This is a genomic window from Cronobacter universalis NCTC 9529 (genome assembly GCF_001277175.1).
Lineage (GTDB): Bacteria > Pseudomonadota > Gammaproteobacteria > Enterobacterales > Enterobacteriaceae > Cronobacter > Cronobacter universalis.
The window spans coordinates 2,543,273-2,557,410 of the sequence record NZ_CP012257.1 but is presented as its reverse complement, the minus strand read 5'-3'; the positions used below and the strand labels follow the sequence as shown (position 1 = coordinate 2,557,410).

The following is a 14,138-nucleotide window of genomic DNA, read 5'->3' as shown; positions in this document are numbered from 1 at the left end:
ATCCGCTGCTGAAGATATATCCCTGACCGCTAATCAGGTTTTATGTCGCAGAATTATCATACGCGGGCACAGATTCATTGCGGTGCCGTCGCCCGGAATTTATAATAAAAACCGGTTCTGATTTTTATAAAACAAATGCGATCGAGGTGATCAATGGCAATCGCAGACTTAGATAAACAGCCTGACTCCGTCTCTTCGGTGCTCAAGGTCTTTGGTATCTTGCAGGCGTTGGGTGAAGAGCGGGAAATTGGTATCACCGAGTTGTCGCAGCGCGTCATGATGTCAAAAAGCACCGTTTACCGCTTTTTGCAGACCATGAAATCGCTGGGCTACGTTGCCCAGGAAGGGGAGTCGGAAAAGTATTCCCTGACGCTCAAGCTCTTTGAGCTGGGCGCCCGTGCGCTACAGAATGTCGATCTTATCCGCAGCGCGGATATTCAGATGCGCGAACTGTCGCGCCTGACGAAAGAAACGATTCACCTGGGCGCGCTGGATGAAGACAGCATTGTCTACATCCATAAAATCGACTCGATGTATAACCTGCGTATGTATTCGCGCATCGGTCGCCGCAACCCGCTCTACAGTACCGCTATCGGTAAAGTGCTGCTGGCCTGGCGCGACCGCGACGAAGTTCGACAGATCCTTGAAGGCGTCGAGTATAAGCGCAGTACCGATCGTACTATTGTTTCTACCGACGCGTTACTGCCGGTGCTGGATCAGGTGCGCGAGCACGGTTACGGCGAAGATAACGAAGAGCAGGAAGAAGGGCTGCGCTGCATCGCGGTGCCGGTATTCGACCGCTTTGGGGTGGTGATCGCGGGGCTGAGCATCTCTTTCCCGACGCTGCGTTTCTCCGAAGAGCGTCTGCACGAGTATGTCGAAATTCTGCATACCGCCGCGCGGAAAATCTCCGAACAGATGGGTTACAACGACTACCCGTTCTGATAAAAATGCCGCAGCGGGCCTGCGGCGTTTTATTGCGTTAACCGTTATCCACGACGGTTTCGCTTTTTCGCAGCACCGGACAGGCGGTAAGACCGATAAGCCCGCTGTCGGAATGAATAAACTGCGCGCTCACCACCTGTCTTGCCGTCAGATAGCGGCACTGCAACCCTAAGCCTGCCGCATTCTCATGACTGCCGATCAAAATTCCATAACCACTGAAAAGCAGCGCAACCCAGGCCACGACGACGAGCGCGGCGATACGAATCAAATAGCGCATTACGGCTCCGTTTTTTTACGTTCAGGCGTACAGCCTGCCGCGCCTGCCGCTTCGTCGCAAGGAGAGGATTCCGTATTACGTGACTTACCGTTACAGTGATATTTGGTTTAAGGTTTCCGTGATAATTTGGCCCTGTAAATGCCGTAACGGAGAAGGTAGTGAAAAAATTCAGATGGGCTATTTTGCTGGCCGTGCTGGTGGCCTGTTTATTGCTGTGGACGCAGACGATCAATGTGATGTGCGATCAGGACGTTCAGTTTTTCAGCGGCATTTGTACCATTAATAAGTTCATTCCCTGGTAACGCGTCAGTCAGGCGATGCCCTTACGCCGCAGCGGTGGTAAGATAACGCGTTTCCCTGAGGTGGTTAGCATGAACGACATTATCAATTCTGGTGCTTTAAATTTCGCCTCCCTGGCGATTTCTCTCTTTGGCGCCATCGTGGCGCTGGTGGCCTGGTTCTTTATCAACCGTGCAAGCGTGCGCGCAAATCAGCAGGTAGAACTGCTGGAAGCGCTGCTTGAGCAGGAAAAGCGTCAGACGGCGCTGCTGCGTCGTCTGTGCGACGCGAACGAGCCGGAGGCGCAGACGCCTGCCGCCACGCCCGCCGCGACGCAGGATGAGGACGACGGTTTCGTCCGCCTGGTGGCTGAACGCTAATCGTCAACGCCCCGGAGGTGATGGGCATGGTCTGGAAGAATCCCTGGTACGATCCGACAAAAGCCCATCATCGCCCGGACGGCTTTTGCAATACGCAGGAGGTCGGGCATCAGCCTGGCGATCTGCGCCGCTGGCAGGATGAGCGTAAAGCCCAGGGGCTGCCGCACCCGCCTGGCGGCGGGTACGACGCGTTTATCCGCCAGTGGTGGCAGCCTGCGGTGATTGAAGGCGAAGAGGACGGCGTCTGGTGGCTCGGCCACGCCACGCTGCTGCTTCGTCTCAATGGCCGTTATATTCTCACCGATCCCCTTTTTTCCCGCCGGGCTTCGCCCGTGAGCTTTTACGGCCCCGCCCGTAAAACGCCGCTGCCGCTGGAATTCGCCCGCCTGCCGCGTATCGACGCGGTACTGATTTCGCACAACCATTACGATCATCTGGACAACAGTACGATACGCCGCCTGGCGAAACGCTTTCCTGACGCGGCGTTTTTTGTGCCGCTGGGCCTGAAAGGGTGGTTTGTGAAGCGCGGCATCCGCGACGTTACTGAACTCGACTGGTGGGAGAGCCAGTCCGTGGCAGGGCTGCAAATGACCGCCGTTCCGGCGCAGCACTGGAGCATGCGCACCCCGTGGGACCGCAATCGCTCGCTGTGGTGCGGTTGGGTGATTGAAAGCGCCTCGAAGCGTTTCTGGTTTAGCGGCGACAGCGGGTATACGCCTGAGCTACTGGAAATCCCTCGCCGCCTGGGGCCGCTGACGGGAGCAGCCATACCCATCGGCGCCTACGCGCCGCGCTGGTTTATGGCGCCGCACCATATGGACCCGCAGCAGGCGGTCGGGCTCTGGCAGGATGTGGGACGCCCGCTCGCCATTCCGATTCACTGGGGCGTTTTTGAACTGGCGGATGAATCGCTGGATGCGCCACCCGCTGAGCTATTAAGCGCGCTTGCCGAACGCGGCGAAAAAGCGGAAACGTTCGCGCCGCGCCGTATCGGACAATATTTATCTCTGACGGCAAATAAACCCGAGTAAGAATATATCAGGCTGGTTAAATTTACTTCTGCCGGGATGATTTATTAATCAGTTTGTCTTATTCCGCCTGCCTCTTTTTGAGGCAGCGTTCATTAAAATGTCATTATTTTGGTGCAAAGAGAAATTATCTTGTACAGTTTTTTCCGATTTGTACATTATTTACTGCCGTCAGGCTGTAATAAAGCCTCGTTAAAATGAAGTTTAACCACATTTATGAATAAGCTTTTGCAGAAATAATAACAGAGCTGAAAATAAAGACACGGCCTTTCCTTATGTCGCCTGGACGAACTGAAGTAACTGGGCTACTGTTAAAAGGTGTAATCTGGCTGTAAGCCAGAACCGGGCGGCGAGGTTATCCTGAAAGGGCTTCGTGCGCCCGTTCTGTGCTTTATTGTCAGTGACATAGCGATCCGTTGAGGAATCTGTGCGACAGATCGTGCAGCGTATAAAAATGGCTTGCCATTGGTTACGTTGTATGTGATAACAAGTTTTGGGTTAAACGAGGTACAGTTCTGTTTATGTGTGGCATTTTCAGTAAAGAAGTCCTGAGTAAACACGTTGTCGTTGAATACCGCTTCTCTGCCGAACCTTATTTTAGTGCCTCAAGCAGTAATGTCTCTGTTTTATCTAAGTCAGCGCCTGCGGGCGAACAAAACAATTGAAGGAATTTGCGAAATGGCAAAGATTAAAGGTCAAGTTAAGTGGTTCAACGAATCTAAAGGTTTTGGTTTCATTACTCCTGCTGACGGCAGCAAAGATGTGTTTGTACACTTCTCTGCAATCCAGGGTAATGGTTTCAAAACTCTGGCTGAAGGCCAGAACGTTGAGTTCGAGATTCAGGACGGCCAGAAAGGTCCGGCAGCTGTTAACGTAGTTGCTATCTAATCGCACTTAAACTGACCCGGTGCCTTGTTTCCACCGGCCAGCTATTTTAAAGCCCCGCCCATCGGCGGGGCTTTTTCATTCCTTACGCGCATCAGCGTTTCCCCGACCGCCGAATCACGTTAAACTTCGCGTTTTGCGCTGTTCCGGAGTCGTCATGTCTTTTATCTGCCCCCTTTGCCATTTGCCGCTACAGGCGCAAGCCAGCAGTTTCCGCTGCGCCAGCAACCATCAGTTTGACATCGCAAAGGAAGGGTACGTGAATCTTCTCCCGGTGCAGCATAAGCGCTCACGGGATCCGGGCGACAGCGCCGAAATGATGCAGGCGCGCCGCGCGTTTCTCGACGCCGGCCACTACGCGCCGCTTCGCGAGCATACCGCAGAACTGCTGAATGAGCGCCTGCCGCAGAGCGGCGCGACGCTGCTGGATCTGGGCTGTGGGGAAGGGTACTACACCAGCGCCTTCGCGGCGCTTACCGCCGCCCGCGGTGGGCAGAGCTTTGGCCTTGATGTGTCGCGCAGCGCCATCCGCTTTGCCGCAAAACGTTACGCCGATATTGCCTTTTGCGTGGCATCCAGCCACCGGTTGCCGTTCCCGGACGCCTTCTTCGATGCCGTCGTGCGCATCTACGCGCCCTGCAAAGCCGAAGAGCTGGCACGCGTGGTAAAACCCGGCGGCGTCGTGGCGACCGTCACGCCTGGCCCGCGCCATCTTATCCAGCTCAAAGGGCTTATCTATGATGAGGTGCGGCTGCATGCGCCGAATGAGGAGTCGCTGCCTGGCTTTACGCTCGCGGAAGAACATGCGTTACGCTATGAGATGAGCCTGAATGGGGATGAGGCGACGACGCTTTTACAGATGACGCCGTTCGCCTGGCGCGCGCGCCCTGAAGTGTGGGCAGCGCTAAAAGAACAAACGGCGTTTGGCTGTGAAACCGATTTTTGCCTGCGGGTCTGGCGACGCGAGGCTTAACCCGCGAAGTGGCTCCAGAGGATCTGGCAGCCGATGCCGATAAGCACCACGCCGCCAAGAATTTCGGCCCGTTTGCCAAGCAGCGGGCCGATAAAGCGGCCGACCATCATGCCGAGCGTTGACATAATCAGCGTGGCGCAGCCGATAGCGAGCGCGGTTTTCACGATATCGACCTGAAGGAAGGCGAGGCCGACGCCGACTGCCATCGCGTCAAGGCTGGTGGCGAACGCCGTGGTCACCAGCAGCCAGAAGCTGTGGCGACGGAGTTTCTCTGGCGCTTCCTCACAGCCGCGCATGCCTTCGATAATCATCCGGCCGCCGAGGAACACCAGCAGCACAAACGCTATCCAGTGATTCCAGGTCAGCACAAACTGCGTAGCCAGCAGACCCAGCAGCCAGCCTACCAGCGGAGTAATCGCTTCGATAACGCCAAAGATCAGGCCGGTGCGGAGCGCTTCGGAAAATTTGGGTTTATGGAGCGTGGCGCCTTTGCCGATGGAAGCCGCGAACGCGTCCATTGACATGCCGAAAGCGAGAAGCAGGGTTGCGGAAAGATTCATATCGACGTCCTGACCGGGATCACCATATACACGCCGACCGCCCCCAGTAAACAGCGGCCGCGTGCCTATGGTCTCGCCTGACTGAAAGGGCTTCAGTCCGTACGCGCCACGTTTTGCAACGAGTATGTTGACGCGTACATTTCCTTAAGGAAATTGGCTACTCCCCAATGACGGGCGCAACCTTACCATATTCCAGACGCCAAAGACAATAATGGGCTAATAACCTTTTGGTTATAAATGAGAATGGTTTTCGCTTAATCGCTGGACGTGACGCAGTTGTTAAAAATTAAAGAAAACTATCGTATAAAAATATAGCACGGGCTATAAGCATGGCTATTTTTTACACGCAAAAATAGCCTGTGCTATATTTTTAACCTATTGATTGTTAATCATAAACTGATAAATTTTCTCCAAGTCGTCGATATTCTTAACGCGAATAAGCAACCGACGTCTGGCTAATTGCATGACCAGAACGCCATCTTCGGATAAATTCATCGCTTTAATGTGGTTATATTTCACCCAGCCGCCGACAAAGAAAAAGCCTTCGCGCTTAAAGCGTATTTGCGGCTCTCTGATCCAGAAAAGATAAATCGCGACTAACGCCAGCGCGCCCAGCAGCCAGGTGGTGAGCAGCGCGCCGTGCGAGGCGATGTTCTGCCAGATAAGAATGGCGACCAGACCTGTGAAGATCAGGCTGTCGGCGCGCCCGCGTCTGAGCAGCGCCACCCGCAGCAATGTCTTCCCGTGGCGACGCTCGGTTCCCCACTGGTCATAAATGGCCCAGCCCAGCAGCGCGATAATCAAAATGACCAGCACTCCATCAGTCAGCGTCATGCCGTCTCCCTTAAATAAAAAAGCCGGGAGCCACGGGCCCCCGGCGCATTACATTTACCGTTACTGGCCGAGCAGGCCGACCGCGTAACCGGCGATACCAATTACGAAGAACCCCACGATAATCCACAGCGGGTTCACTTTTTTACGAAGCAACCACATGCACGCGAAGGTCAGCAGCAGCGGCACCAGGCCCGGCATCAGCTGATCAAGGATCGTCTGCACTGTCGTGACTTTTTCCGCGCCGCTCGGGTCGGTAATACGCGACACCACCAGCGGAATGTTAACGTGCGTCCATTTGTTAACCAACGCCCCCATCACAAACAGGCCGAGAATTGACGCCCCCTCGGTCAGTTTTTGCAGGAAGCCGCCGCCCATATCTTTCACGATATCGACGCCTTTACGGTAGCCATACGCCACGCCGTAATAGCGCGTGGCGAGACGCACCAGGTTAAACAGCACGAAGAACAGCAGCGGGCCGAGCAGGCTGCCGCTCATGGCGATGCCCGCGCCGAGCGCCGCGAACACCGGACGCACCGTACCCCAGAAAATCGGGTCGCCGACGCCTGCCAGCGGCCCCATCAGGCCCACTTTAATGCCGTTAATCGCGCCGTCGTCGATCTCCGCGCCGTTCGCGCGTTGCTCTTCCATGGCCAGCGTGACGCCGAGCACTGGCGCTGCCACGTACGGATGCGTGTTGAAAAACTCCAGGTGGCGTTTAATGGCCTGACGACGCGCCTCGTTGTTCTCAGGGTACAGGCGGCGAATCGCCGGTATCATCGAGAAGCAGAAGCCGAGCGCCTGCATACGTTCAAAGTTCCACGATCCCTGGAAGAGGTTAGAGCGGATAAACACGCCGCGCACATCGCCTGGGGTCAGTTTTTTCTCACCAGTTGTTTTAGTCATATCAACCATGTCGCTCACCTGTTAATCCAGTTCGTTATCAAGATCGTTCGCGCCAGCAGTGTGCGCGGGCGCCGCTGCGGAGCGGTTATATTTCGGGCTCAGCTGGATATAGAGCACCGCCATAACGGCGCCGATGACGCCCAGCGCCACGAGGTTGAAATTGGTGAAGGCGGCGGTAACGAAGCCGAGATAGAAGAACGGCATCAGGTAGCCAGCGCGCATCATGTTGATGACCATCGCGTAACCGACCACCACAATCATGCCGCCTGCGATGTTAAGGCCGCCGGTCACGACTTGCGGGATCGCGCTAAGCATGCTCTGTACTTCGCTGGTGCCGACGGAAATCGCCACGATAACCGCCGGAATAGCGATACGCATCGCCTGTAAGAACAGCGACGAAACATGGATCCAGGACAGCGCGGTGAGGTTGCCGTTTTGCGCCGCCTTATCCGCCGCGTGCTGGAAGCCGACGGTAATGGTACGCACGATGATGGTCAGCACCTGGCCTGCGGCGGCCAGCGGAATCGCCAGCGCGATACCGGCGCCGATGCTCTGGTGCCCGGCGATAACCAGAATGGTCGAGATAATCGACGCCAGCGCGGCGTCAGGCGCCACGGCGGCACCGATGTTCATCCAGCCGAGCGCTATCATCTCCAGCGTACCGCCGATGATGATGCCGGTTTTCATATCCCCCAGTACGGCCCCGACCAGGGTACAGGCCACCAGCGGGCGGTGGAACTGAAATTCATCAAGCACCGATTCCATACCCGCGATACAGGCGACGATGAACACCAGCACAATCTGAAGAGTGGTAATCTCCATTGTACTTCTCCTGTGATATCAAGCTTACGTGTAAATTCTGAGTAATCGTGGATCCGCAATGCCCTTATTTCGTGGCTTTGCTGATTAAATCCATCATTTTTAAACGTGGGTCGTTAGAGACTTTACGCACTTCCAGTTCAATGCCGCGCGCGTTGAGTTTCTTAAAGGCCTCGATATCTTTCTCATCGACAGAGACCGCGTTGTTCACCTGGGTTTTGCCCTGACGGTAGGCCATCCCGCCGATATTGACGGAGGTGATTTTGACGCCGGCTTCCACGATGCGCTCAACATCAGTCGGGTTGGTGAACAGCAGCATCACGCGCTCGCCCGCGTATTTCGGGTTGTTATAAACGCGGATCATTTTGGCGACATCCACCACATGCGCGGTGACGCCTGGCGGAGCCACCTGAGTGAGCAGCGTTTTACGCACGTTGTCGGCGGCGACTTCATCGCTCACCACGATAATGCGCGAAACGTTGGTCTCTTTGGTCCAGCGGGTGGCGACCTGGCCGTGAATCAGACGGTCGTCGATACGAGCGAGGCCGATGACCATATAGTCGTTGGGCCCCATAGGTCTGGCAGGCGCCGCCGCTTTCGGGGCGGGGGCGGCGGGAGCCGCTTTTTCAACGGGTTTGGCTTTCAGCGCTTTCACGCCTTCGCGTCCGGTCTCAACGGCAATCGCTATCAGTTCATCGTAAGCCGGATCGTCGTCGCGCGCCATTAAGGTTTCGACGAGCATCGGGATATTCACCCCGGCGACGACTTCATAGTTGGGCTTGTCCACCACAATGCGGCTCGCCGCGTTGAACGGACTGCCGCCCCAGGTATCCACCAGAAAGAGAACGCCTTTGCTGGTGTCCAGTTTCTCAAGCTGCGCGTTATATTTTTCGATCAAGGTTTCCGCATTTTCGCCGGGCACGAAATCGATCCAGCCGACATTCTCCTGCTCGCCCAACAGCATTTCCGCTGTTTTGAGCAGTTGTTCGGCCGCCCAGCCATGCGTGCCTATGACAATAGCAATGGTCACTTGCTACCTCCGTGGTTATCGTCAATGCCTTTACAGGCACCGCTAACAGTGATTCGCTTATCGAATCGATTCAGATAAGGATTTGTAAGCTTTCAGAACCTAAGCACGATTTATTTTAGAAGGCGAAAAAATAATGTATGTGATGAAGGTCAGTAATTTTGCCTTCAAAACAAGGCATTCGGCGTAAGCGCAAAATATGCGCGTTTTTTATGTCAGACCGATTGCAAATTCTGGTAAATCTTTGCCAAAGGCTATTACGCTTTGTTAAGGTACATTTCCGATTAACTAACAGGAGTAGCGGGCAGCAGCCCACCGTATGGACCGTCACCGACGTCTTTTCGTTTCCAGGCTTTCATCAGCCGCCATTTCACAAGGCTTTCGCCTTAACTCACTGATAAATCATATCAAAGCGCCCGACATCGTTGGGGTGCCGTTTAGTCATTCCTTGCGCAGGAGCCTGTTATGGAATTCTTAATGGACCCCTCGATTTGGGTGGGCTTATTAACGCTGGTGGTGCTGGAGATCGTTCTCGGCATCGACAACCTGGTGTTTATCGCCATTCTCGCGGACAAACTGCCGCCAAAGCAGCGCGATAAAGCGCGTTTGATTGGTTTATCCCTGGCGCTGGTGATGCGTCTGGGTCTGTTGTCGCTGATCTCCTGGATGGTGACGCTTACCCGTCCGCTCTTCACCGTGTGGGAACTGAGCTTCTCCGGCCGTGATTTGATCATGCTGCTCGGCGGCCTGTTCCTGCTGTTCAAGGCCACGACAGAGCTCCATGAACGGCTGGAAAACCGCCAGCATAACGACAGCCACGGCAAAGGCTACGCCAGCTTCTGGGTCGTCGTCGCGCAGATTGTGGTGCTGGACGCCGTCTTCTCGCTGGACGCCGTGATTACGGCGGTAGGCATGGTGAACCATCTGCCGGTAATGATGGCCGCGGTGGTGATTGCGATGGGCGTGATGCTGCTCGCCTCGAAGCCGCTGACCAACTTCGTTAACGCGCACCCGACGGTCGTGGTGCTCTGTCTGAGCTTCCTGCTGATGATTGGTCTGAGTCTTGTGGCGGAAGGCTTCGGTTTCCATATTCCGAAAGGCTACCTCTACGCGGCGATCGGTTTCTCTATCATCATCGAGTTCTTCAACCAGGTGGCGCGCCGCAACTTCCTGAAGCATCAGTCGAACCTGCCGCTGCGCGCGCGTACGGCGGAGGCGATTTTGCGTCTGATGGGCAATCGTCGCCGTCCCGCGCCGGTCAGTGAAACCGAGCATCACACCGTAGTGCCGGTGCATGACGAGGCGTTTGCGGAAGAAGAGCGTTACATGATCAACGGCGTGCTGACGCTGGCGTCCCGCTCGCTTCGCAGCATCATGACGCCGCGCGGCGAAATCAGCTGGGTGGACGCCAACCGCAGCGTGGATGAGATCCGCGAGCAGTTATTGTCCTCACCGCACAGCCTGTTCCCGGTGTGCCGTGGCGAGCTCGATGAAATCATCGGCGTGGTGCGCGCCAAAGAGCTGTTAATGGCGCTGGAAGAGGGCGTGGACGTCGCAGCTATCGCCTCGGCGACGCCGGTGATTGTGGTGCCGGAGACGCTGGATCCGATCAACCTGCTCGGCGTGCTGCGCCGCGCCCGCGGCAGCTTCGTTATCGTTAATAACGAGTTTGGCGTGGTGCAGGGGCTGGTGACGCCGCTGGACGTGCTGGAAGCTATCGCCGGTGAATTCCCGGACGCCGACGAAACGCCGGAAATCGTTCACGACGGCGACGGCTGGCTGGTGAAAGGGTCGACCGACCTCCATGCGCTGCAACAGACGCTCGATCTCCCGTCGCTGGTTAACGACGAAGAGGATATCGCCACGGTCGCCGGGCTGGTTATCGCCATTAACGGACAGATCCCGTGCGTGGGCGATGAACTGGCGATGCCGCCGCTGCGTATTACTATCGTCGAGGCTAACCCTTACCGCGTCGATCTGGTGCGGGTAGTGAAAGACACACCGCACCACGACGAAGAAGAGTAACCGTCAGACCATCGGCGCCGGAAGACGCCGGCGCCAGAACGGCGTGCCCGGATGGGCGCGCCGTTGCTCCAGCCACTGCGGCAGCTCGCTGAGCGGCATCGGGCGCGCGAATAAATACCCCTGCAATACTGGCACGCCGAGGCGGCACAAATACGCGGCCTGCTCTTCGGTTTCCACGCCTTCCGCCACCAGTTCAATTTTCAGCCTTCTCGCCATCGCGATAATAATGTCCGTGACGGTCGAGTTCACCGCGTCGGTGCCGATAGCCGCCGTAAAGCGTTTATCCATTTTGAGCACGTCAGGGCTGAGCGTTTCGAGATAGGAGAGCGAACTTTGGCCGGTGCCGAAATCGTCGATCGCCAGTTTCACGCCGAGCTGGCGCAAATCGTGAGCCACGCGATAATCCACCTCCGGCAGCGCGTCGCGTTCGGTAAGCTCCAGAAACAGCGGCTGAACCGGGCGCGACGGATACCAGTAGCGCTTCAGATCGTCAATAATCACGCCCCCCTGAAAATGGCTGGCGGCGATATTCACCCCGATATGAAAATCGGCGGATGCCGGGAAATAGTGACGCTGCGCGACGGTTTTTATCAGCACATACCGCGTTAGCGCGTTAATCAGCTTAAGCTGTTCGGCAAGCGGGATAAACACATCCGGCGCAATCGGCCCGAGGCGCGGATTGTTCCAGCGCAGCAGCAGCTCCGCTCCGGTGCATTCGCCGGTTTTACCGCTTACCAGCGGCTGGCAGTAGACTTCAAACTCATTGTTGGCGATACCGAGGTTGATCTCCCAGGAGAAACTCATGCGTCGGGCGGTCGCAAGCCAGGCGATATAGCCAATCAGCAGGCTCAGCAGTACAGCAAGCGGTAGCTGGCCCGGCAGATTTTTCAGCGCCAGCGCGTCCGGCGAGGGCCCCAGCAGCGTCACGGAGAACGGGTAGCGTTCTGACGTTTGCTGATATTGCGTCAGCCCGTTACTCGCGTGCGCCGTTTCCGTCAGGCCGCGGCCATATTCCAGATGTTTGCCCGCCACGTCGAACAGCACATGCTCGATAACGGGCGGGTGCGGATTGAGCAAAAGGCTGGCGATAAACTCAATGTTGACCGCCTGTAACACACCTGATTCGCCGCTGTCGAGAGAGGGCGTCCAGAGGATCAGCACCGGACTGCCTTTAATCAGCGAGCTGTCGCGCGAGAGGCGCATCAGGGGCGTTGGGGAAGGCAAATGGGGCTGCAACTGATGCACCGGCACGTTGCGCTCGCCGAAAATGCTGGAGCAATAGAGGATGCCGTCATTAACCAGCGCAATGGATCGCACCGTCTGCAGGCTGGCGGCCATCTCCCGCAACTGGCGGTGCACCTGCAGGCATGGCACGCCTACCAGCGGCAGCAGCGCGGTACGTGCGGCGTCGAGCGGCACCAGCAGCTCTTCAATCGTTTCCACCGCGCGCGAGGCGTAGCGCGTGGTGTCGTGCTGATACTGTTTGCGGTCGGCAAGATAGCGTATTCCCAGCGTCACCAGTAACGTCAGAAGGGCGAGGGCAAAACAGAGGATCAACCGCCGACGGCGGTAAGCCCGGATAATGCGCTGCGCTTTTTGCATAGGCTCGGTCTCTCAGACTCATCTGAGTTATGAAGGCGAATGTTAAGAGTGTAGTGGGCGTTGACGCGACGGGAGAAATAAAAGGCGGGCGGGGATAAAAAAAGCGCCGCGAGGGCGGCGCTCTAAGGCATTAATCGCACTGGACCTTAATGGCCAGGCCGCCGCGTGAGGTTTCACGGTATTTGGCGTTCATATCTTTGCCGGTTTCATACATGGTCTCGATGACTTTATCGAGCGAGACGCGCGGCTCGCTGGTGCGTCGCATCGCCATACGCGCGGCGTTAATCGCCTTCACGGAGGCAATGGCGTTACGCTCGATGCACGGCACCTGCACCTGGCCTGCGACCGGATCGCAGGTAAGGCCCAGGTTATGTTCCATACCGATTTCCGCCGCCACGCAGACCTGCTCCGGGCTCGCGCCCAGCAGCTCCGCCAGGCCCGCCGCCGCCATTGAGCAGGCGACACCCACTTCACCCTGGCAGCCCACTTCGGCGCCGGAAATAGAGGCGTTCATTTTGTACAGCGCGCCGATAGCGCCCGCCGCCAGGAAGTAGCGAATGTAGATATCCGGACTTACCGATTCAATAAAGTGATCATAGTAGGCCAGAACCGCCGGTACGATGCCGCACGCGCCGTTGGTCGGCGCGGTAACCACACGGCCGCCCGCGGCGTTCTCTTCGTTCACGGCAAGCGCAAACATGTTCACCCAGTCGACCACGATCATCGGATCGTTGGAGAGCTTATCGCTGGAAACCAGCATGCGGCGCAGCGCGGAGGCGCGACGCGGTACGCGCAGCGGGCCCGGCAGCACGCCCTCGGTATTCATCCCGCGATCGATACAGGCGCGCATGGTCTGCCAGACATCGGCGAAATAGTCTTCAATCTCTTTTTTGCTGTGCAGCGCCAGCTCGTTTTTCATCACCAGGCCGGAGAGCGACAGGCCGGTCTCTTTGCAATGGGCCAGCAGATCTTTGGCGGAATGGAACGGATACGGCACGCTCACTTCATTGCTGGCGGTTTTGCCGAAATGCTCTTCGTCGACGATAAAGCCGCCGCCGATGGAGTAATAGGTTTTGCTGTAGATCTCTTTCTCGCCGCTGTAAGCGTGAATGGTCATGCCGTTTTCATGCAGCGGCAGATTGTCGCTCTGAAAACGCATCCCGTTATCTTTCGGGAAATCCACTTCATGAGCGCCCTGCGCGAGCAGCAGGCGACCGCGGGTTTCGACATCACGGATAAACGCAGGTATGGCGTCGATATCCACCGTGGCGGGTTCGTTGCCCGCCAGGCCCATAATAATGGCGATGTCGGTGTGGTGCCCTTTGCCGGTCAATGAGAGCGAGCCGTAGACGTCCACCGCGACGCGGGTCACGTCCTGCAATAATCCTTTTTCGACCAGGTCATCGACGAACTGCTTCCCGGCCTTCATCGGACCTACGGTATGGGAAGAGGAGGGGCCAATGCCCACCTTAAACATGTCGAATATACTAATCACGTGGTAACTCCTGACAGAGTCATCTGCGTTGCAAATGACGGTGTGAAAACAGCGCATAGTGTAAAAGGTTATTGTGCTGCGCAGTTAACTATTCACATGAATTAAA

General features: G+C 56.6%; 15 protein-coding genes, 1 pseudogene and 1 riboswitch. Of the genes and pseudogenes, 8 read left to right on the top strand and 8 right to left on the bottom strand.

Annotated features, from left to right (window positions below; genetic code table 11):
• Positions 1–153: 153 nt before the first annotated feature.
• Positions 154–945, top strand: a complete 792-nt coding sequence (gene kdgR / locus AFK65_RS11790) for a DNA-binding transcriptional regulator KdgR (RefSeq protein ID WP_032804702.1) — start codon at positions 154–156, stop codon at positions 943–945.
• A gap of 37 nt (positions 946–982) precedes the next feature.
• On the opposite strand, the gene AFK65_RS11785 is transcribed toward kdgR, so the two are convergent.
• Entirely contained in the window at positions 983–1,222 is a 240-nt protein-coding gene (locus AFK65_RS11785) for a YobH family protein (RefSeq protein ID WP_032804701.1), read from the bottom strand.
• Between the two features lie 158 nt (positions 1,223–1,380).
• On the opposite strand from AFK65_RS11785, the gene mgrB reads away from it, so the two are divergent.
• From mgrB to rlmA, 6 genes and pseudogenes are all read left to right on the top strand, one after another.
• On the top strand, positions 1,381–1,524 hold the full coding sequence (mgrB, locus tag AFK65_RS11780) for a PhoP/PhoQ regulator MgrB (RefSeq protein WP_007698804.1): 144 nt from the start codon (positions 1,381–1,383) through the stop codon (positions 1,522–1,524).
• Between the two features lie 69 nt (positions 1,525–1,593).
• Positions 1,594–1,881: a YebO family protein gene (locus tag AFK65_RS11775; protein ID WP_007698801.1), complete on the top strand. Its 288-nt coding sequence runs from the start codon at positions 1,594–1,596 to the stop codon at positions 1,879–1,881.
• 20 nt (positions 1,882–1,901) lie between these two features.
• Complete coding sequence (locus AFK65_RS11770; RefSeq protein ID WP_038856932.1) at positions 1,902–2,912, top strand: MBL fold metallo-hydrolase; 1,011 nt, start codon at positions 1,902–1,904, stop codon at positions 2,910–2,912.
• A gap of 518 nt (positions 2,913–3,430) precedes the next feature.
• Positions 3,431–3,572, top strand: a pseudogene (locus AFK65_RS21105) (DUF2627 domain-containing protein); the annotation flags it as partial.
• Positions 3,573–3,587: 15 nt separating this feature from the next.
• On the top strand, positions 3,588–3,797 hold the full coding sequence (cspE, locus tag AFK65_RS11765) for a transcription antiterminator/RNA stability regulator CspE (RefSeq protein WP_004386688.1): 210 nt from the start codon (positions 3,588–3,590) through the stop codon (positions 3,795–3,797).
• A gap of 154 nt (positions 3,798–3,951) precedes the next feature.
• A complete protein-coding gene (gene rlmA / locus AFK65_RS11760) occupies positions 3,952–4,767 on the top strand; it encodes a 23S rRNA (guanine(745)-N(1))-methyltransferase (protein ID WP_038856935.1) in 816 nt (271 codons plus the stop codon).
• Here the strand turns inward: rlmA and mntP are convergent.
• The 5 genes from mntP to manX all read right to left on the bottom strand — a co-directional run bounded on the left by mntP (position 4,764) and on the right by manX (position 8,913).
• On the bottom strand, positions 4,764–5,327 hold the full coding sequence (mntP, locus tag AFK65_RS11755; RefSeq protein ID WP_007698783.1) for a manganese efflux pump MntP: 564 nt from the start codon (positions 5,325–5,327) through the stop codon (positions 4,764–4,766). The two genes, rlmA and mntP, sit on opposite strands and share 4 nt — an antisense overlap.
• A gap of 6 nt (positions 5,328–5,333) precedes the next feature.
• Positions 5,334–5,505, bottom strand: a riboswitch (yybP-ykoY riboswitch).
• A gap of 197 nt (positions 5,506–5,702) precedes the next feature.
• Positions 5,703–6,161: a DUF986 family protein gene (locus AFK65_RS11750; RefSeq protein WP_007698780.1), complete on the bottom strand. Its 459-nt coding sequence runs from the start codon at positions 6,159–6,161 to the stop codon at positions 5,703–5,705.
• Positions 6,162–6,221: 60 nt separating this feature from the next.
• Positions 6,222–7,073 carry a PTS mannose transporter subunit IID gene (locus tag AFK65_RS11745; protein WP_007698777.1) on the bottom strand — a complete coding sequence of 284 codons (852 nt, stop codon included), beginning with the start codon at positions 7,071–7,073 and terminating at the stop codon, positions 6,222–6,224.
• Between the two features lie 12 nt (positions 7,074–7,085).
• The gene (locus AFK65_RS11740) at positions 7,086–7,886 is read right to left on the bottom strand and encodes a PTS mannose/fructose/sorbose transporter subunit IIC (RefSeq protein ID WP_007698774.1); all 801 of its coding nucleotides are present in this window, start codon (positions 7,884–7,886) and stop codon (positions 7,086–7,088) included.
• Between the two features lie 64 nt (positions 7,887–7,950).
• A complete protein-coding gene (gene manX / locus AFK65_RS11735) occupies positions 7,951–8,913 on the bottom strand; it encodes a PTS mannose transporter subunit IIAB (protein WP_007698771.1) in 963 nt (320 codons plus the stop codon).
• A gap of 462 nt (positions 8,914–9,375) precedes the next feature.
• Here manX and yoaE point away from each other — a divergent pair, with 462 nt between their 5' ends.
• On the top strand, positions 9,376–10,935 hold the full coding sequence (gene yoaE / locus AFK65_RS11730) for a CNNM family cation transport protein YoaE (protein WP_038856937.1): 1,560 nt from the start codon (positions 9,376–9,378) through the stop codon (positions 10,933–10,935).
• 3 nt (positions 10,936–10,938) lie between these two features.
• Here yoaE and AFK65_RS11725 read toward each other — a convergent pair whose 3' ends face one another.
• Together AFK65_RS11725 and sdaA are read right to left on the bottom strand one after the other, a co-directional pair.
• Positions 10,939–12,537: an EAL domain-containing protein gene (locus tag AFK65_RS11725; RefSeq protein ID WP_038856939.1), complete on the bottom strand. Its 1,599-nt coding sequence runs from the start codon at positions 12,535–12,537 to the stop codon at positions 10,939–10,941.
• 130 nt (positions 12,538–12,667) lie between these two features.
• Entirely contained in the window at positions 12,668–14,032 is a 1,365-nt protein-coding gene (gene sdaA / locus AFK65_RS11720; protein ID WP_004387270.1) for an L-serine ammonia-lyase, read from the bottom strand.
• Positions 14,033–14,138: the final 106 nt, after the last annotated feature.

What these genes read in the sequence shown, in the direction of transcription:
- kdgR (WP_032804702.1), top strand. Translation starts at nt 154, where the DNA reads ATGGCAATCGCAGACTTAGATAAACAGCCTGACTCCGTCTCTTCGGTG.
- AFK65_RS11785 (WP_032804701.1), bottom strand. Translation starts at nt 1,222, where the DNA reads ATGCGCTATTTGATTCGTATCGCCGCGCTCGTCGTCGTGGCCTGGGTT.
- AFK65_RS11775 (WP_007698801.1), top strand. Translation starts at nt 1,594, where the DNA reads ATGAACGACATTATCAATTCTGGTGCTTTAAATTTCGCCTCCCTGGCG.
- AFK65_RS11770 (WP_038856932.1), top strand. Translation starts at nt 1,902, where the DNA reads ATGGGCATGGTCTGGAAGAATCCCTGGTACGATCCGACAAAAGCCCAT.
- cspE (WP_004386688.1), top strand. Translation starts at nt 3,588, where the DNA reads ATGGCAAAGATTAAAGGTCAAGTTAAGTGGTTCAACGAATCTAAAGGT.
- rlmA (WP_038856935.1), top strand. Translation starts at nt 3,952, where the DNA reads ATGTCTTTTATCTGCCCCCTTTGCCATTTGCCGCTACAGGCGCAAGCC.
- mntP (WP_007698783.1), bottom strand. Translation starts at nt 5,327, where the DNA reads ATGAATCTTTCCGCAACCCTGCTTCTCGCTTTCGGCATGTCAATGGAC.
- AFK65_RS11750 (WP_007698780.1), bottom strand. Translation starts at nt 6,161, where the DNA reads ATGACGCTGACTGATGGAGTGCTGGTCATTTTGATTATCGCGCTGCTG.
- AFK65_RS11745 (WP_007698777.1), bottom strand. Translation starts at nt 7,073, where the DNA reads ATGGTTGATATGACTAAAACAACTGGTGAGAAAAAACTGACCCCAGGC.
- AFK65_RS11740 (WP_007698774.1), bottom strand. Translation starts at nt 7,886, where the DNA reads ATGGAGATTACCACTCTTCAGATTGTGCTGGTGTTCATCGTCGCCTGT.
- yoaE (WP_038856937.1), top strand. Translation starts at nt 9,376, where the DNA reads ATGGAATTCTTAATGGACCCCTCGATTTGGGTGGGCTTATTAACGCTG.
- AFK65_RS11725 (WP_038856939.1), bottom strand. Translation starts at nt 12,537, where the DNA reads ATGCAAAAAGCGCAGCGCATTATCCGGGCTTACCGCCGTCGGCGGTTG.